At 68.6% G+C, this 17,632-nt stretch carries 18 protein-coding genes and 1 tRNA gene; 12 read left to right on the top strand and 7 right to left on the bottom strand.

Annotation, left to right across the window (positions count from 1 at the left end; genetic code table 11):
• Window positions 1-74: 74 nt before the first annotated feature.
• The 3 genes from AX769_RS17935 (at window position 75) to secA (ending at window position 4,576) form a co-directional block, all read left to right on the top strand.
• Window positions 75-734 carry a ComF family protein gene (locus tag AX769_RS17935; protein ID WP_066282004.1) on the top strand — a complete coding sequence of 220 codons (660 nt, stop codon included), beginning with the start codon at window positions 75-77 and terminating at the stop codon, window positions 732-734.
• A 156-nt stretch (window positions 735-890) separates the two neighbouring features.
• Window positions 891-1,589 (top strand): ribosome hibernation-promoting factor, HPF/YfiA family, encoded by a 699-nt coding sequence (hpf, locus tag AX769_RS17930; protein WP_066282003.1) that lies wholly within the window; start codon window positions 891-893, stop codon window positions 1,587-1,589.
• Window positions 1,590-1,714: 125 nt separating this feature from the next.
• Window positions 1,715-4,576 (top strand): preprotein translocase subunit SecA, encoded by a 2,862-nt coding sequence (gene secA / locus AX769_RS17925; RefSeq protein WP_066282002.1) that lies wholly within the window; start codon window positions 1,715-1,717, stop codon window positions 4,574-4,576.
• Between the two features lie 152 nt (window positions 4,577-4,728).
• Here secA and AX769_RS25450 read toward each other — a convergent pair whose 3' ends face one another.
• Both AX769_RS25450 and AX769_RS17915 read right to left on the bottom strand, forming a co-directional pair.
• Window positions 4,729-5,322 (bottom strand): Rv3235 family protein, encoded by a 594-nt coding sequence (locus AX769_RS25450; protein ID WP_239451846.1) that lies wholly within the window; start codon window positions 5,320-5,322, stop codon window positions 4,729-4,731.
• 136 nt (window positions 5,323-5,458) lie between these two features.
• The gene (locus AX769_RS17915; protein WP_066282001.1) at window positions 5,459-5,761 is read right to left on the bottom strand and encodes a helix-turn-helix domain-containing protein; all 303 of its coding nucleotides are present in this window, start codon (window positions 5,759-5,761) and stop codon (window positions 5,459-5,461) included.
• A 64-nt stretch (window positions 5,762-5,825) separates the two neighbouring features.
• Here AX769_RS17915 and AX769_RS17910 point away from each other — a divergent pair, with 64 nt between their 5' ends.
• Entirely contained in the window at window positions 5,826-7,322 is a 1,497-nt protein-coding gene (locus AX769_RS17910; protein WP_066283951.1) for a sensor histidine kinase, read from the top strand.
• A gap of 244 nt (window positions 7,323-7,566) precedes the next feature.
• Here AX769_RS17910 and AX769_RS17905 read toward each other — a convergent pair whose 3' ends face one another.
• A complete protein-coding gene (locus AX769_RS17905) occupies window positions 7,567-7,815 on the bottom strand; it encodes a WhiB family transcriptional regulator (protein WP_055959328.1) in 249 nt (82 codons plus the stop codon).
• Window positions 7,816-8,000: 185 nt separating this feature from the next.
• Here AX769_RS17905 and AX769_RS17900 point away from each other — a divergent pair, with 185 nt between their 5' ends.
• On the top strand, window positions 8,001-8,438 hold the full coding sequence (locus tag AX769_RS17900) for a hypothetical protein (protein ID WP_157887717.1): 438 nt from the start codon (window positions 8,001-8,003) through the stop codon (window positions 8,436-8,438).
• A 356-nt stretch (window positions 8,439-8,794) separates the two neighbouring features.
• Here AX769_RS17900 and bcp read toward each other — a convergent pair whose 3' ends face one another.
• Window positions 8,795-9,271 carry a thioredoxin-dependent thiol peroxidase gene (gene bcp / locus AX769_RS17895; protein WP_066281995.1) on the bottom strand — a complete coding sequence of 159 codons (477 nt, stop codon included), beginning with the start codon at window positions 9,269-9,271 and terminating at the stop codon, window positions 8,795-8,797.
• A 104-nt stretch (window positions 9,272-9,375) separates the two neighbouring features.
• On the opposite strand from bcp, the gene AX769_RS17890 reads away from it, so the two are divergent.
• Together AX769_RS17890 and AX769_RS17885 are read left to right on the top strand one after the other, a co-directional pair.
• Window positions 9,376-9,448, top strand: a tRNA-Lys gene (locus tag AX769_RS17890).
• Between the two features lie 77 nt (window positions 9,449-9,525).
• The gene (locus tag AX769_RS17885) at window positions 9,526-10,548 is read left to right on the top strand and encodes an LLM class flavin-dependent oxidoreductase (RefSeq protein ID WP_066281994.1); all 1,023 of its coding nucleotides are present in this window, start codon (window positions 9,526-9,528) and stop codon (window positions 10,546-10,548) included.
• Between the two features lie 192 nt (window positions 10,549-10,740).
• On the opposite strand, the gene AX769_RS17880 is transcribed toward AX769_RS17885, so the two are convergent.
• Window positions 10,741-11,265, bottom strand: a complete 525-nt coding sequence (locus AX769_RS17880; RefSeq protein ID WP_066281992.1) for a hypothetical protein — start codon at window positions 11,263-11,265, stop codon at window positions 10,741-10,743.
• Between the two features lie 603 nt (window positions 11,266-11,868).
• On the opposite strand from AX769_RS17880, the gene AX769_RS17870 reads away from it, so the two are divergent.
• Window positions 11,869-12,435 (top strand): T6SS immunity protein Tdi1 domain-containing protein, encoded by a 567-nt coding sequence (locus AX769_RS17870; RefSeq protein ID WP_066281989.1) that lies wholly within the window; start codon window positions 11,869-11,871, stop codon window positions 12,433-12,435.
• Between the two features lie 235 nt (window positions 12,436-12,670).
• Here AX769_RS17870 and AX769_RS24245 read toward each other — a convergent pair whose 3' ends face one another.
• Complete coding sequence (locus AX769_RS24245) at window positions 12,671-12,931, bottom strand: hypothetical protein (RefSeq protein ID WP_157887716.1); 261 nt, start codon at window positions 12,929-12,931, stop codon at window positions 12,671-12,673.
• Between AX769_RS24245 and AX769_RS17865 the strand changes: the two genes are divergently transcribed.
• From AX769_RS17865 to AX769_RS17850, 4 genes are all read left to right on the top strand, one after another.
• Window positions 12,903-13,313, top strand: coding sequence for a hypothetical protein (locus AX769_RS17865; protein ID WP_157887715.1), 411 nt, complete (start codon window positions 12,903-12,905; stop codon window positions 13,311-13,313). The two genes, AX769_RS24245 and AX769_RS17865, sit on opposite strands and share 29 nt — an antisense overlap.
• 72 nt (window positions 13,314-13,385) lie before the next feature.
• Window positions 13,386-14,261 carry a phosphoribosyltransferase family protein gene (locus tag AX769_RS17860; RefSeq protein ID WP_066281986.1) on the top strand — a complete coding sequence of 292 codons (876 nt, stop codon included), beginning with the start codon at window positions 13,386-13,388 and terminating at the stop codon, window positions 14,259-14,261.
• Complete coding sequence (locus AX769_RS17855; RefSeq protein WP_082763914.1) at window positions 14,258-15,838, top strand: nicotinate phosphoribosyltransferase; 1,581 nt, start codon at window positions 14,258-14,260, stop codon at window positions 15,836-15,838. The genes AX769_RS17860 and AX769_RS17855 overlap by 4 nt, the downstream gene beginning before the upstream one ends.
• Before the next feature lie 2 nt (window positions 15,839-15,840).
• On the top strand, window positions 15,841-16,494 hold the full coding sequence (locus tag AX769_RS17850; protein ID WP_157887714.1) for an NUDIX hydrolase: 654 nt from the start codon (window positions 15,841-15,843) through the stop codon (window positions 16,492-16,494).
• Here the strand turns inward: AX769_RS17850 and AX769_RS17845 are convergent.
• Window positions 16,491-17,522, bottom strand: coding sequence for a LacI family DNA-binding transcriptional regulator (locus AX769_RS17845; RefSeq protein WP_157887713.1), 1,032 nt, complete (start codon window positions 17,520-17,522; stop codon window positions 16,491-16,493). The genes AX769_RS17850 and AX769_RS17845 overlap by 4 nt on opposite strands.
• Between the last annotated feature and the right edge of the window lie 110 nt (window positions 17,523-17,632).

Here is a 17,632-nt window from a genome sequence, read left to right as displayed (position 1 = left end):
GTGGAGAACCGCCGGTCGTCCACAGATTCGTTCTTCACGGCGCCGCAGGATGCCATGGCTGCCACCTTCGAGCCATGTCCCGTTCTCTTCCGCCCTGGCTGGTCGACTCCCTCCGAGGCGCCCTCGCGCTCGTCTCGCCCTGTGACTGCGCCGGCTGCGGCCGCGCCGACGTCGAGCTCTGCACCCGGTGCCGTGCGACGCTCGCCTCGCCTCCGCCGGCGCACGTCACGCGGCTGCCGGACGGCACACCGTTGCGAACGGTCCTGACCTACGAGGGCATGGTGCGCGACGTCGTGCTCGCCTTCAAGCAGCAGGGCCGCCTCCGGCTCGCCCGGCCCCTCGGCCCGGCCATGGCGCGGGCGCTCGAGCCCTGGCCCGACGCCGAGGTTCTGCCGGTGCCGGGGTCGGCCCGGGGGCGGCGGGTGCGCGGCTATGAGCCCGTCGAGCTGCTGCTGAAGGCCGCAGGGAGGGTGCCCTTCCGGCCGGGGTTGCGGATCCTGCGCGCCACGGGGTCGCAGAAGCATCGGTCGCGGGCCGAGCGGGCCGACGCCCGGCGAGGCAGCATGCGGGCCTCGCCTCGCCTCGCCGGGCGGCGCGTGGTCGTCGTCGACGACGTCACGACGACCGGGGCCAGCCTCGCCGAGGCCGTCCGGGCAGCGCGCTCGGCCGGCGCCGATGTCGTCGGGGCGGCGAGCGTGGCCGCCACGCCGCTCATGTCTGAGAAGGGCGTGTGATGTCGCCGGTCTCTCGTGTGAATGACGTCACAGTCGGGCGAATCGGAGAACATCACGTGACACGTGAGCGTCCACCTCGTTACGGTGGGCAGACGAGGCGTGAAAGCACTACCGCCTACACGAACGGCGGCACGCTGGAGTGGCTGGGAGAACGTCATGGACATTTCCGTAACGGGTCGAAACGTCGGGATCACCGATCGGTTCCGCGAATACGCCACCGAGAAGTCCGAGAAGGTCGCAGCTCTCGCGCCGCGCGCTCTCGCCTTCGAGATCAAGGTCACACGGCACAACGAGAAGTCGTCCGGGCAGTCCGGCGACGACCGCGTCGAGCTGACCCTGATCGGCCCGGGCCCGCTGGTGCGGGCCGAATCGAGCGGGCCCGACAAGTACGTCGCGTTCGACCTGGCGATCGGTCGCCTGCTCGAACGCGTGCGACGAGCGAAAGATCGCAGCAAGGTGCACCGCGGCCAGCATCGGCCGACGTCGCTGCACGAGGCCTCGGCGGCCGACTTCAGCCACACCGGCATCACGCCGGCCTCGGCAGAGACCCTCGAGCAGGTGCGCACCGGCGTGGTCGAGAGCGTGCCCGACGACAAGACAGAACTCGAAGACGAGTACTGCCCCGTCGTGATCCGCACGAAGGTCTTCTCATCCACCCCGATGACGGTCGACGACGCGCTCTACTACATGGAGCTCGTCGGGCACGACTTCTACCTCTTCACCGACTCCGAGTCGGGCCGCCCCAGTGTCGTCTACCGGCGCAAGGGCTGGGACTACGGGGTCATCGGCCTCGACGACCAGGCGCCCGTGCGCCAGGAGACCGAGATGGCGATCCGCGGCGGCCTCGTCAGCTGACCGTTCCTTCCGTTCGCGCCCTGGGAGGCGGCTCGGCACGGAGCCGAGCCGCCTCCCAGGGCAGCGGTCACTAGGCTTGGTAAGATCACGGGCTGGTATCAGCACCACACACTTTGGGAGTTTCCGTGGCCAATGTTCTCGAGAAGGTCCTTCGCGTCGGCGAGGGTCGTACGCTCCGCAAGCTGAAGGCGTACGCCAAGGCCATAGGCGACCTCGAAGAGGACTTCAAGAGCCTCACCGACGACGAGCTCCACTCCGAGACCGCAGAGCTGCGCGAGCGCTACGCGAACGGCGAGTCGCTCGACGACCTCCTGCCCGAGGCCTTCGCCGCTATCCGAGAGGCCGCAACCCGCACGCTCGGCATGCGTCCCTACGACGTCCAGCTGATGGGCGGCGCCGCCCTCCACCTGGGCAACATCGCCGAGATGAAGACGGGCGAGGGCAAGACGCTCGTCGCGACGACGGCGGCCTACCTCAACGCCATCGCCTCGCGCGGCGTTCACGTCATCACGGTCAACGACTTCCTCGCCAGCTATCAGTCCGAGCTCATGGGGCGCGTCTTCCGCGCCCTCGGCATGACGACCGGCTGCATCCTGGCCGGCCAGACGCCGGCCGAGCGCCGCGAGATGTACGCCGCCGACATCACGTACGGCACGAACAACGAGTTCGGTTTCGACTACCTGCGCGACAACATGGCGTGGCAGGCGGCCGACATGGTGCAGCGCGGCCACTTCTACGCCGTCGTCGACGAGGTCGACTCGATCCTCATCGACGAGGCTCGCACCCCGCTCATCATCTCCGGCCCGTCGAACGGCGAGGCCAACCGCTGGTTCGCCGAGTTCGCGACTCTTGCACGCCGCCTCCAGGCCGACATCGACTACGAGGTCGACGAGAAGAAACGCACCGTCGGCGTGCTCGAGCCCGGCATCGAGAAGGTCGAGGACTACCTCGGCATCGACAACCTCTACGAGTCGGCCAACACCCCGCTCATCTCGTTCCTGAACAACGCGATCAAGGCCGACGCCCTGTTCAAGCGCGACAAAGACTATGTCGTCATCAACGGCGAGGTGCTGATCGTCGATGAGCACACCGGCCGCATCCTGTCGGGTCGGCGCTACAACGAGGGCATCCACCAGGCGATCGAGGCGAAGGAGGGCGTCGAGGTCAAGGCCGAGAACCAGACCCTCGCCACGGTCACACTGCAGAACTACTTCCGTCTCTACAAAAAGCTGTCGGGCATGACGGGCACGGCCGAGACCGAGGCCGCCGAGTTCATGTCGACCTACAAGCTCGGCGTGGTGGCCATCCCCACCAACCGGCCCATGGTGCGAAAAGACCAGACAGACCTCGTCTACAAGAACGAGACCTCGAAGTTCGAGCAGGTCGCCGAAGACATCGCCGAGCGCAACGAGGCGGGCCAGCCGGTGCTGGTCGGCACCACGAGCGTCGAGAAGAGCGAGTACCTCTCGAAGCTCCTGGCGAAGAAGGGCATCAAGCACGAGGTCCTCAACGCGAAGAACCACGCTCGAGAGGCGGCCATCGTGGCCCAGGCCGGTCGCCTCGGCGCCGTCACCGTCGCCACGAACATGGCCGGTCGAGGCACCGACATCATGCTCGGCGGCAACGCCGAGTTCCTCGCCGTCGCCGAGATGAATTCGCGCGGGCTCAGCCCGGTCGACACCCCCGACGAGTACGAGGCCGTGTGGGACGACGTGTTCGCCGAGAAGAAGACGGCCGTCGAGGAGGAAGGCGACAAGGTGCGCGACGCGGGTGGCCTGTACGTGCTCGGCACTGAGCGCCACGAGTCCCGCCGGATAGACAACCAGCTGCGCGGCCGCTCGGGCCGCCAGGGCGACCCTGGCGAGAGCCGTTTCTACCTGTCGCTCACCGACGACCTCATGCGCCTGTTCAACTCCGGTGCGGCCGAGTCGCTCATGGGCCGCGGCAACGTGCCCGACGACCTCGCCATCGAGAACAAGATCGTGGGGCGGGCCATCCGCTCGGCCCAGTCGCAGGTCGAGGGGCGCAACGCCGAGATCCGCAAGAACGTCTTGAAGTACGACGACGTGCTGAACCGCCAGCGCGAGGCGATCTACTCCGACCGCCGTCACATCCTCGAGGGCGACGACCTGAAGGACCGCGCCGAAAACTTCCTCGAGAGCGTCATCAACGAGGTCATCGAGTCGCACACCGGCGAGGGCAACCCCGACGACTGGGATCTCGACGCGATGTGGACCGAGCTCGGCACGCTCTACCCGATCTCGATCACCATCGACGAAGTCATCACCGAGGCGGGTTCGAAGGGCAAGGCCACTCGCGAATTCCTCGAGAAGGAGATCCTCTCCGACGCACGCGTCGCCTACGCCGCCCGCGAGGAGTCGCTCGGCGACTCGGCCATGCGCGAGCTCGAGCGCAAGGTCGTGCTCTCGGTGATCGACCGCCGCTGGCGCGACCACCTCTACGAGATGGACTACCTGAAAGACGGCATCGGCCTCCGTGCGATGGCTCAGCGCGACCCGCTCGTCGAGTACCAGCGCGAGGGCTTCGCGCTCTTCCAGAACATGATGGGCGCGATCCGCGAAGAGTCGGTCGGCTTCTTGTTCAACCTCGAGGTCGAGGTGCAGAGCATGGTCGGCCACGAGGGCCACGATCACGGCCCGATCATCGCGGCGAAGGGCCTCGGCGAAGGCGACAACGCCGACGCCGTGCTCAACTTCTCGGCACCCAACACCGAGGGTGAGGTCGAGGTGCGCGACCAGCGCGGTCACCTCGAGAAGGCCGAGACGGCCCGCGCTCAGCGTCAGCAAGAGGTGACCGAGCGCCTGGCCGACCCCGAGATCGCGGCAGCGCGCGCGACCTCCGGCTCGACCGAGGCCTCTGGTGGCGACGGTCAGCCCGCCAAGCGCGGCGCCTTCGGCCAGACCACCACCGCCACCGACGAGCCGGCCAACAACCGCGCCGAGCGTCGCTCGCAGAAGCGCAAGTAGCCGCTCGCGGCTGCGCGCCAGAGGGGCTTCGGTTCGCCGGGGCCCCTCTGCTGTGCGTACCCGCCGCTCGTCGTTCAGAGAGACCTCGTCTTTCGGCCGAGGTCCCCGCGCCGCGGCGCTGGGACGTCGGCCGAAAGACGAGGTCTCACCGACTAGAGCACGTGGATCGCGGTCGCGCGCCAGCGTGCCCCCATCGCTTCGAGCCGGATTGCGACGGCACGGCTGCGTGCCCGCCCGTGCATCACCACGACCGCCTCGACGACGCCCGCATCGGGCTCGGTGAGCCGAACAGCGCCGACCGAGAACGTCGGGCGCGGGGCCGACGCGCTGCGGGCGCTTCGGGCACGCGTGGCGAGCACGCAGCGCTTCAGCAGGTGCCGGTAGACCTCGTCGGAGACCCACCGGGCGATCTGCTCGATGTCGCGAGCCCCGGCCAGGATCTCGATCACGCACCGAGCGAGGTTCGTCACGAGCGGCCGTGGGTCGGGCAGGACTGCCGCGGCCGCGAGCGTGGCTGTGGCCGTGGCCGTGGCCGTGGCCGTGTCCGTGGCCGTGTCCGCGGACGGGCCGACGCTGCCACCGTCGCCTGCGTCGTCGGGCTCCTCCGGGCTCTCGTCGCGGGGCACCGCCCGCAGGCTCGGGGGAGTCACCCCGGGCGCGGTGGCATCATTGCCGGCCGGCGGGTGGGCGCCCAGGGGAAGGGGAGGGAAGGGGAGATTCGACTCGGCGGTCGTCGAGATGGTCATGGTGCTGCTCTCGCTCGTGAACGGACTGAGCGCCCCGCTGCGACGGGCGTAGCATCAACATATGACATTCGAAGGGATCGACACGCCGCCATGTCGAATTCTGTGGACAACTGCTTCTAGGCGAGAGAAGAAAGCCTCAGTCGATGTCGTCCGACGGGGGAGGGGTGGGCCTTCGACGCTGGTCGAAGTCGGACACGGCTCCGAAGTCGAAGCCATTGAAGAGGGCGGATCGCCGAGCCTCCTCGTACTTCGCCTCGATGTAGGAGTCGAGCTCGCTGCGCTCGATGCGCCACTCGTCTCGCGTCCCGATCCTGATACCCCGCAGCTCGCCCCGCTCGAGGAGTCCCTCGATCTCGCCATCGTCGAGGCTGAGCATCTGGGCCACCTGCGAAACAGCGAGAAAGAGCCGGTCGGGCCGCTCGCGATCCTGAGGCTCCATACGTCGATTATCGGCCCTCGTGCGCGGTGCGACCATGGAGCGAGCGGCGGTTAGGCTGAACGACGTGTCGACGCTCAGTGATCTCGTTCTCGCCCAAGGCCTCTCGTCGGAGGCCGACGTCGAGTGGCTGCACCTGCTCGTCGGCGACTGGCAGCTGCTGGCCGATCTCGCGTTCGCCGACATGGTGCTCTGGGTGCCGACCGACTCCGGAAGCTTCGTGGCCGTCGCGCACGCCCGCCCGTCGAGCTCGGCGACGCTGTTCTACCGCGACTTCGTCGGGCACGAGGTGCGCCCCGAGTGGCGCGCGCAGATCAGTCAGGCGTTCGAGACGGCTCAGATCGTCGATTCGGCGGCTCCCGACTGGTACGAGGAGACTCCGACGCGTGTGCGTGCCGTGCCCGTTCTTCGGCGCCTGGGGGCCAGCCGCCCCGACATCAGCGAGCACCCGGTCGCAGTCATCACCCGCCACACGAACCTCTCCGAGGCGCGAACGCCCAGCCGCCAAGAGCTCACCTTCAACCAGTGCGCCAACGACCTCTTCGCCATGATCGCAGCTGGCGACTTCCCCGACCTCGGCGCCCCGACCGGGCCGCGACGCGGTGCGCCCCGCGCGAGCGACGGCCTCCTGCGGCTCGACGTCGACGGCGTCGTCGTCTTCGCCAGCCCGAACGGCCTCTCGGCGTTCAACCGCATGGGCTTCCTCGGCGAGCTCGAAGGCGAGAGCCTGGCCGAAGTCACGACCGAGCTGCTCTCGGGCAAGCTCGTCGTCGACGAATCGCTGCCGCTGGTGGTCACCGGTCGTGCGCCGTGGCGCACCGACGTCGAGGCGAAAGGCGTGACCGTGTCGCTGCGGGCGATCCCGCTGCGCGACCGGGGCGAGCGTGTCGGCGCGATCGTGCTGTGCCGCGACGTCACCGAGCTGCGCCACCAGGAGCGCGAACTCATCACGAAAGACGCGACCATCCGCGAGATCCACCACCGTGTCAAGAACAACCTTCAGACGGTCGCGTCGCTGCTTCGCATCCAGGCGCGCAGGACGCAGACGGACGTCGCCCGCGATGCCCTCAACCAGGCCATGCGCCGTGTCGCGTCGATCGCCGTCGTGCACGACACCCTCTCCGAGGGGCTCAACCAGAACGTCGACTTCGACACCGTCTTCGACCGGGTGCTGATGCTGATCGCCGAGGTCGCCTCGAGCCACAACACCACGGTGCGTCCGCAGCGCACGGGCAGCTTCGGCGAACTGCCGTCGGAGTACGCGACGCCGCTCGCGCTGGCGCTCACCGAACTCGTCACGAACGCCGTCGAGCACGGCCTCGACGGTCGCGACGGCGACGTCGAGATCAATGCGCACCGCACCGATGACGAGCTCACGGTGAAAGTGCGCGACAACGGTATCGGACTGCCCGAAGGCAAGGTCGGCTCGGGGCTCGGCACTCAGATCGTGCGCACGCTCATCCAGGGAGAGCTCGCGGGCACCATCGACTGGCATACGCTCGTCGGCTCAGGCACCGAGGTCACGATCGACGTGCCACTGCGCTGGCTGCAGCAGCCGGCGTAGCCGGCGCTCGCCACCGCGTGCCCTTACCTTTTCGGCAGGTTCTGCCCGTCTGAAAGGGCTGGACGTGCCGAAAAGGTAAGGCTGTGCGGGCACAGGTAGCCGCGACCGGCGACAGCCGCGACCGGCGACAGCCGCGACCTGCGGCAGACGCACGAAGGGCGCGTCACCCGCCGACAAACCGGCTGGTGACGCGCCCCCGGCGCAACTGCTGTGATCTCTGGAGTTGTGTGCTGATCGGCCAGAGCTAGCTGGCGCGACGGGCGCGAGCAGCGCGACGCTTGAGCGCGCGACGCTCGTCTTCGCTGAGGCCGCCCCAGACGCCGGAGTCCTGAGACGTCTCGAGTGCGTACTGGAGGCAGGTCTCGGTGACGGAGCAACGACCGCACACCGCCTTGGCCTTGTCGATCTGGTCGACGGCGGGGCCCGTGTTCCCGACGGGGAAGAAGAGCTCGGGGTCTGCAGTCAGGCAGGCGGCCTTGTCACGCCAATCCATCTATGGGTACTCCTTTGGTAACGCACGTCTGGGCATGCCGAATGGGACAGCGAAACGCCGGACGTTCTGTGAGGGGAAAGAAAAGAATGTGGGAGGCACGCACAGCGATGTACGCGTCACTTCGACCTCGAATATGGTCGCATACTGGTGTGACCAAATCAAGGGGTTAACGGGAGGCCTTCAGCGTGACTGGACCACTGGCAAGCGGAGTCGACGGCAGCGACAGGCGACAGCTGTCGCGGCGTCGCCCGGCTCTGCTCTGGCTGCTGATTGTGCTGATGGCAGCCGAATTCGTCGCGGTCGCGGTGATCACCGTGGTGTTCATCGTCGACCTGTTCGTCGCGCCGCCCGTCTCGTACGCCGCCGGTATCGCCGTCATCGTCATGGCGGCGGTCGCCTCGGTCTGGCTCGGCTTCATCGTGGTCGCCGCCTGGAAGGGCCGAGCGTGGATGCGCGGCGCCTCCATCGTCTGGCAGGTGCTGCAGTTCGCCATCGGCCTCGGCTGCTTCGAGGGCCTCACCGCGGCGCCCGTCGTCGGCTGGCTGCTCGTGGTGCCGGCCGTCGCGATCGTCGCGCTGCTCGTGTCGCCGCCGATCCGCGCCGTCACCGACCGCCGCGACTAACGCAGCAGACCCGCGGTCGCCGCTCGCGGCGCGGGGAGGCCGTCCGCCCCAAAACCGTCTGCCCCAGGGAGGAAGTGTCCGTTCGGGAGGAAGCGCCGACCTCCGGGGAGGGACAACGGCACGGGCCGCTCTCTCCAGGAGGATGAGGGGCACGCCGGCACTGTGCCGGGAGGAACGGCGGCACCGTTCTCCTCCCGCGCATCTGCTTCCTCCCGCAGCGACACTGAGCCGGGAGGAAAAACGCGGTGCTTGGGCGGCTGGACTACCTCGGCATGCGCAGACATCCTCCTGGCAGCAGAGCCGAGACGCAGGATCCTGACGGGGCGACAGGATCCTGACGACTCGCGCTCCCCAGGTCAGGCCGCGTCGAGCCCCAGCTTCTTGCGCAGCGACTTCACGTGGCCCGTGGCCTTGACGTTGTAGAGCGGCAGCTCGACGGTGCCGTCCTCGCCGACGACGATCGTCGAGCGGATGACGCCGGTGACCGTCTTGCCGTAGAGCGACTTCTCGCCGTAGGCCGCGTACTCGTTGTGCACCGTGAGGTCGAGGTCGCTCAGCAACGGGAAGTTGAGGCCCTGGTCGTCGCGGAACTTCGCCAGATCAGCGGTCGTGTCTTTCGAGACACCGAGCACCTGGTAGCCGGCCGACTTCAACGAGTTGATGTTGTCGCGGAAATCGCACGCCTCGGTAGTGCACCCCGGCGTGCCCGCCGCCGGATAGAAGTACACGATGACCTTCTCGCCCCGGTAGTCGTGCAGCGAGACCGGCTTGCCCGTCTCGTCGGGAAGGGTGAAATCGGGGGCCTTCTGGCCCGCCTCGAGACGATCTGACATGGTTCTCCTCCGGTGACATGACTGGTGCCGCACCCGTTCGGCCCGGCTCCGACTTCATGCTAATGTTGTTCCTCGGTTGCAGAACTCCGGTTCACACAGCCAACGCACCTCTAGCTCAATCGGCAGAGCAACTGACTCTTAATCAGTGGGTTCTCGGTTCAAGTCCGAGGGGGTGCACCGGCAGGCCCGATCCCACGTGGATTGGGCCTTTCTGTTTGTCTGCGGGCCCCAGCCGTCCCTGCGAGAATTGCTGCATGCCCGTCCATGGTTCCCCGCTGCAGCGCCTCGGCTTCCTCACGATCGGGTCGTTCGACCCCGCGGCCCCGGCTGCCGGCCATGAAGACACCCTGCGGGTGATCGAGCGCGGCGAGCAGCTCGGCTTCGACAGTGCGTGGCTGCGTCACCGGCACCTGCAGCCCGGCATCTCGTCGCCCGTCGCGATCATGGCTGCGGCATCGCAGCGGACAAGCCGCATCGAGCTCGGCACCGCGGTCACGCCGATCGGGGCCGAGAACCCGTTCCGCCTCGCCGAAGACCTCGGCACCGTCGACGTCCTGCTCGGCGGCCGCCTCAACCCCGGCTTCTCAGCGGGAACCCCGATGAACTTCGACCTCTACCGTGACGCGATCTACCCCGACACCGCCGACCAGGAGGACCTCGGCTACGACCGCCTCCTTCGCTTCCGCAACCTGGTGCGGGGCGACCTCGTCAGCGAGTCGCCGGGCCGACGGGGAATCGAGGAGTTCAGCGGCATCGTCCAGCCGCACAGCCCCGGCCTCGCCGATCGGCTCTGGTGCGGCGTCGGCAGCACCCGTTCGGCGGTGTGGGCGGGCGAGAACGGGTTCCACCTGCTCGCCTCGAGCGTGACCCGCGCCGAGCAGGGCACCGATTTCGCCACCACCCAACGCGCCCAGATCGATGCGTACCGCGACGCCCGCCCGGCCGGCGCGTCCGCCCGCGTCTCGCAGGGCCTCGTCGTCGTGCCCACGGACTCGGCGACGCCGGAGCAGCGCGCCCGCTACGCCGCCTACGCCGAATCGCGGGCAGGGCGCGTCGGCGTGCCCCAGGGCCCGGGCAAGCTGCTGTTCGCGGCAGACCTCGTCGGCACCTCCGCCGAGATCGCCGACACACTTCACGCCGACCCCGCCTACCAGGCCGTCGACGAGGTCGCGTTCGCGCTGCCCTTCGCCCTCGAGCCCGACGACTACGCGCAGATCCTCACCGACCTCGCCGAGCACCTCGGCCCCGAGCTCGGCTGGGCGCCGACCGCCGCCTGACACGAGGCCTGTCCCGCATCAAGGATCTGGCCCACGCGATGGCGACCTCGGAGAGCTGCCGTGCGATCTGTCCGGCGTACTCGACGACCCACACTCGCCCTGACACGCGTGCCTCAGCGGTGAAACCCTGGATCTTGGGGCCCGGAGAGGTGACGAGTGACTGACGCCGACGAGGCGGGGATCGAAGGCTCGTCAGTGCAGGCGCAGATACTCGCCCAGTGGCGCCCATGCACCGAACTCCGGAATGTCGACCCAGTGCTTCGCCAGATTCAGTCCCTCGCCGTCGGCGTCATCGGTGGGGAGAGGCTCCCGGCGCTTGTCCCAGGTGTCGACGTGGAAGCTGCCGTCGACCTCGAACGTCGCCGTCTCGCCGGCGACGGCCTCCTGAAGTGGGTGGTGCCCACCGGGGGCGTAGGTGTACTCGGTGCTCTCAGTGAGGAACAGGCGTCCGTCGATCGACTTGAAACCATAGATGAAGCACAGATTATGGGCCATGTCGATGAAGTGGACGTTGGCCATCTCGGCGCCGGGAAGCACCTCGACCATGAACTCGGGGTTGTCGGTGATCGCCACGTCGTCCCGGAAGGCGGCGACGGTGAACCAGTGGTCGGGAGCTGGGACCTGGCCTGCGTAGCGCGCGCGGGCCTCGTCTTCGGTGAGGACGCGGCGCGGCTGCCAGGCGTCGCGGTCCCAACTCGTGCAGTACACGTACTTCATGGCAGCCCCCGATCAGTCGAGACCCACGGTAGCGTGCATCCGGAGAGCGAACCGCAGCCCGCGATCGAGGAGCCACGCACGCTCGGCGGAGCCGTCGCCATGTCCGTCCTCTCCGGGAGCGCCCTGATGATCGCGAGCATCGCCGACCTCGTGGCGTACTCGACCGCAGGCGGCATCGAAACGCCCAACCACGGGAGCAGTGTCAGGTCGCCCAGACCGCCATGAAGATCGGCTGGCCCCTCTCCCTCGCACTCTGGTGGATAGGCCTCGGCTTCACCATCTGGGTCGCCAAGTGGCGCTCGGGTGGTCCACCGGGCTCGTCGCGCTCCGAGCGGGCTTCGCCGTCGGCGTCACCCAGATCGCCACACTCGGCCAAGCAGCCTCCACCGGCACCTGACGGCCAGAGCGCTCAAGGCGATCGAGGGGGAACATGGAAATCACGACAGCAGCTCGACGGGGTGCTGACCGCGTGAGACGCGACCGCCGTCATCAATCCGGTCGCTCCGAGTCGACATGAGTACCGAAAACTACCGCAGGCGACGAACCCGTCGCAGCGAGCCTGAACAAAGGCGAGCAGTTCGAATTCGACGGAAGGACACAGAAATGTTCAGACGCGGCAAGAAAGCGCCCATCGAATCGCCCTACCCGGGCTTCGACAAGGGGGGTGAAGTGTCGAAGGACGTCATCGGCAGCTTCGGCTCGCGCGTTCCGGCCGAGGTCGTGGAGGGCTGGCGCGCGGGCATCGGCACGATGCTCGACGGCTTCATCCAAGTCGTCGACCCCTACACCGCCGCCGTGCTGATCTCGTCGTCGTACACCGGCATTGCGGGCGCCGTCCCGATTCTCCAGACCGCTTTCGGTGACGTCATCGTGTGGGAGGACGGCTGGTTCCGCCTGCTCTCGTTCCGGAAAGAGATCAACCGGTACGTCTCGCGCTCCTTCGACGTCCTGCTACAGCTCTTGGCCGACGACACCTTCCTCGACCCCGAGCTGGACCGGGCCCTCTACGTCACGGCCGTCGAGAAGTTCGGGCCCCTGGATTCGGGAACGATCTTCGGGCACGTACCCCTGCTCGCGCTCGGCGGCCCGAAAGACGTCGAGCACTTGGACAAAGTGAAGACCCGCGAGCACCTGCTGCTGATCAGCCAGATGGTCGGCCCGCTCTCCTGAGTGCCTGAGGGCATTGGACCTGGGAGCCGAGGCGAGCACGGGGTCGGGCACCTGCGGGCGAGGCGGACGGTCTCCAGGCACTCAGCCTCCGGGTCGCTTGCCACGGAGTTCCCGCTTGCGGGCCTTCACCGCCTCGACCGTCGGCCCAGTCGGCATTCCCGCGGGATACCGTGGAACATGTGGACAACGGGAGACCCGGCCACGGCGTAATCATCACCTGCATCGTTCGCCTGATCTACGGCGGCGCGCTCCAGTCCGACGAGGTCGGCGCAGCCGCACAGAAGCGCGACGTCGCCCCGTACGGCCCGCCGACGAATTCTTCAGAGGCCTGATGGTCGAGTTCGATGCTGAGCCGGGCCTCGAAGCAGGTGAAGTTCGCGCCTGCCGGCACGGGTGCGGCGTCGCCGTCCGGCCCGGGCATCGGTACGCTGGGCCCGGGCATTCGCCCGGCGACCACGAGGAGCACCATGACCGACATCACCGAACCGATCGACACCGAGATCACGCTCGACGTGGTGTTCACCGGCGGCGCCTGGGTCGTCCAGGTGAAAGGCGCGGGCGAGGTGACGGCGGCCAACCTCGAGGAGGCGCTCGAGCTCGGCGAGGCCGAAGCGCGACGCGCCGGGCTTCTCGGCGGCGAGGACTGGACGCTCGCCTGGTCGACCACGACGACCCCCGAGGCGGAGAGTCTCGTCCGCGACGCCCTCGAGAGCGACGCGGCGGCCGAAGAGGCCATCGAGCAGGCCTACGACGACGCGCTCGCCGCGGTCGTCGCCCTTCGCAACCTGGGGCTCAAGAAGCGCGACATCGCCGACATCCTCAATATCGAGAAGTCCGCGGTCACCGACTACCTCGCCGAAGAGGCACTCGGCGACTAACGCCGCGTCGCAAAAAACTCATAGCGAGCAAATTATTTGCTCAGAGTGAGTAAAATGCGCTATGGTGGCGTCATGGCAATCACATTCGCTACCCGGGTCGGACCGGGATACGTCACCACACCGACATTCGAGAGCATGCGCTTTCCCGCCGGCGAAGGCCACATCAAGGTCGCCCACGACAATGCCGGCAAGGGGCCTCTCACCGAGGTCGCCACTCTCACCGGCGCCGACGCCGACGACCTGATCCTCCTCGGCATGTGGGCCGACGCCGCGCGGCAGCGTGCCGCTCGCACCGTCGCCCTCATCCCGTACCTGCCCGGTGCCCGGCAGGATCGCGGCCTCCCGTTCGGCGCGAACGTCTACGCGACGATCATCAACGGCTTCGGCATCGACCAGATCGTCTGCTTCGACCCGCACTCGCCGGTCATGCCGTCGCTGATCGAACGGCTCACCATCGTCGACTCGGCCCACCTGGTGCGCCAGCACGTCGTCGGCCGCGCCGACCGCGACACCGCGCCGCAGCGTTACGCCGGCATCATCGCCCCTGACAAGGGCGCGGTCGCCCGGGCCACCGAGGTCGCCCAGATCTGCCACCTCCCCGTCTACCGGGCCGAGAAGCACCGCAACCCCGACACCGGCAAGCTCGACGGGTTCAGCTGCGAGCCGCTGCCCGACACGGGCCGGTTCCTGGTCGTCGACGACATCTGCGATGGCGGCGGCACCTTCATGGGGCTCGCCGAGTCGACCGGCCTGCCGAAGGAGCGCCTCGGCCTCTACGTGAGCCACGGGGTCTTCTCGGGTCGCGCAGCCTCGCTCGCCGACCACTTCGGCGAGATCGTCACCACCGACAGCTACCCCGCGAAGGCCGACATCCCGGGCCTTCGCACCATCGACCTGCACCCCTACCTGACCGGGGCCATCACCACCCTCACCGGAGCCGTCAAGTGACCACCACCATCGCACCCCGCCTGACCACCGCGAGCCCGATCCAGGCGCTCCTCACCACCGACGGCTACAAGCAGAGCCACCGTCAGCTGTACCCGAAGGGCACCACTCGCATCCTGATCAACTGGACGAACCGCAGTAACAAGCTGCTGCCCGGCTCGACTCACGCTGTCGTCTTCGGGGTGCAGGCCTTCGCCCAGTCGTACCTCGCCGAAGCTTGGGCGCCGTTCTTCGAGGCCTCCGAAGACGAGGTGTGCCGCCTCTTCGAGCGGACTCTCGAGGCGTACTTCGGGCCGAACCACATCGGTTCCGACCACGTGCGCGCCCTGCACCGCCTCGGCTACCTGCCCCTCGAGATCAAGGCGCTGCCCGAAGGCACCCTCGCCCCCATCGGCGTCGCCACGCTTACCATCGAAAACACGGTCGACGAGTTCTTCTGGCTGCCGAACTACATCGAGACGGCCCTCTCTGCGAGCATCTGGCACCCGTCGACCGTCGCCACCATCGCCCTGCAGTATCGCGACCTCATCGAGAGGTGGGCCGCGACGACAGGAGGCGACACCGTGGGCATCGACTTCCAGGCCCACGACTTCTCGATGCGCGGGCAGTCCTCGCTCGAGTCGGCGACGGCATCCGGCGCGGGGCACCTGCTGTCCTTCCTCGGCACCGACTCGATGCCGACCTTCGACTGGATCGACCGCTACTACCCGGGCGACAACGGCATGCTCGGCGCGTCCGTCCCCGCCACCGAGCACTCCGTCATGTGCATCCGCGGCGAGCAGGGCGAACTCGAGACGTTCAACGCCATCCTCGACGAGTTCGCGACCGGCGTCGTCTCTGCGGTCAGCGACGGCTACGACCTGTTCAAGGCGATCACCGAGATCCTCACCGAACCGGCGCTCAAGGCCAGGATCCTGGGGCGCGACGGCAAGCTCGTCATCCGCCCCGATTCGGGCGACCCGGTCGACATCGTGACCGGCTCTCTCCACGGCGCCGATCTCACCGCCCGCGCCGACGGCCCCCGCAGCCCCGAAGAGAAGGGTGTCGTCGAGCTCCTCGACGAGGAGTTCGGCCACACCGTCAACGCTCGAGGCTACAAGGTGCTCGACCCGCACATCGGCGTCATCTACGGCGACAGCATCACTCTCGACCGGGCCAGCCGCATCTTCGAGCGTCTGGCCGCGAAGGGCTACTCGAGCGACAACATCGTGCTCGGCGTCGGCTCGTTCACCTACCAGTACCTCACCCGGGACAACCTCGGCTCGGCCGTCAAGGCGACGTGGGCTCTCGTCGACGGGCAGCCCGTCGACATCCAGAAGGACCCGAAGACCGGCAACGGCAAGAAGAGCGCCAAGGGGCGAATCGCCCTGCACCGGGACGCCGCCGGCGAGATCGTTCAGGTCGACCAGGCGACGCCCGAGCAGGAGGCCTCGAGCCTGCTGCAGACGGTGTGGGTCGACGGGGCATTCGCCACCGTGCAGTCGTTCGCCGATGTCCGTGCCACCCTCGCGGCCGAGCGGGTCGCTCGTGCTGAGCGGAACGATCGCGGCGCCGGCGCCGTCGACCCAGCGGGGGAGTGACCGTGGCCGCCTGGAAGCAGCCGCTGCTCGCCGTCGACGTCGTACTCGTGCGGTTCCACCCCGAGCGCGGTCTCGAGTTCGGCACGTCCGAACGCGCCGCCGAGCCCGCCCGAGGCGAGCAGGCCCTGCCCGGCGTGCTGGTGCGCTCGGACGAGTCGCTCACCGACGCCGCCTCCCGCGCGGTCGGCACCAAGGCCGGCATCGCCGACGAGGCCGTGCGACACCTCGACCAGTTGCACGTGTTCGACACCCCGGGCCGTGAAGACTCCACCGTCGAGTCGGGGCGAGAGCGCTCATGGAGCCTCGCCTTCCTCGGCGTCGTCGACCCGGCCGCCGCCACCGGCGAGCACGTCCGCTGGCACTCCGCGAGCGGACCCGCCCTGGGCCTGCCCTTCGACCACGACGACATCGTCGACTTCGCGCGGCAGCACATCCGGGCGCGCCTCTGGAGCGACGTCGCGATGACCCGCGCGCTCACCGGCGACAGCTTCTCCACCCGCCTCGGCGCCGACCTCGAGGCGGCGGCCACCGGGGTGCAGCCGCACGCCAGCAACTTCCATCGCAGGCTCACCGGTCTCGCCGACCTCGAGCGCCTCGACGAGAAGTCGCCGTCCGGTGGGCGCCCGGCGCACGTCTGGAAGTGGCGTCGGCCCTAGCGGGGCGTGGTGGTGCCCAGGCGCAGCACAGTCGGCAGCTCGAGCCGCTCGCGTGGCGCGTTCGCGTCGCGGGCGAGCGCGACGGCGGTTCTCGCCGCCCACCCGGTCATCTCGGCGACCGGCTGCACGACGGTCGTCAGCCCGAAGAGTTCACCCTCGGGCTGCCCGTCGAAGCCGATCACGGCGACGTCATCAGGCACGCGAGCACCTCGGCGACGGAGCGCCGCCAGAAGGCGGATGGCGATGCCGTCCGACTCGCAGGCGACCACCACCGGCACGGCGCCGGCCAGGATCCGATCGGCCGCGCTCACGCCGAACCGGCCGCCGCCGGGCTCCTCCACCAGCTCGGCCGAGGCGCTGAGACCGGCGGCGTCGAGCGCGTCGAGGTAGCCCCGGTAGCGATCGCGCGCGCTCCAGCGGAAGCCCTCGAGGCCCCGTTCGCGCAGGAAGACGACGCGCCGTCGCCCGAGGCCGAGGGCGTACTCCGTCGCCGCTCTGCCCGCGCCCCGATCGTCGATGCCGACACCGGCTGATCCTGAAACCTTTTGGTTCAGGTAGACGACCGGCACGCGCATGCGCTCGAGTGTCGCCTGCTCGTCGGGCGTCAGGGCGAAGGAGGCGACCAGCAGGGCGTCGGCGTTGCGCCTCGCCGGGAGGGTCTCGAAGAAGACGCGTCGCTCGTCGGCGTCGTGCACCCGGTAGAGCAGCAGGTCGTAGCCCGCCGAGCGCACCTCACGGTAGATGCCGTCGAGGATCGTGCCGCTGAACCAGTCGGTGAGCGGGCTGCCGATCAGCACGGCGATGCGCTTGACCTTTCCGGTCGCGAGCGACGCGGCGCTGGGCGACGCCGAGAAGCCGAGCCGTGCCGCGGCGTCGTGCACCCGGGCGGTCGTCTCGGGGCGCACGTTCGACGCGTTGCGGAGGGCGCGCGACACCGTCGAGATCGACACCCCGGCGGCCTCGGCGACGTCTTCCATCGAGGCTCCGATCGGCCCCTGGCCCGGCGAGTGCGAAAGCTGCCCCTGCATGATTTCCACAGTGTAGATCACCCCGAGTTGACGATGATGACAGCGCTTGCATAGGCTATGCAAGCGCTGTCATTCGTGGCAGGGTGCTCGAACCGAAAACGTCAAGGAGG

The sequence above is a fragment of the Frondihabitans sp. PAMC 28766 genome (genome assembly GCF_001577365.1).
Lineage (GTDB): Bacteria > Actinomycetota > Actinomycetes > Actinomycetales > Microbacteriaceae > Frondihabitans.
The sequence above is the reverse complement of the archived record's forward strand: the minus strand, read 5'-3'. Positions and strand labels throughout refer to the sequence as shown.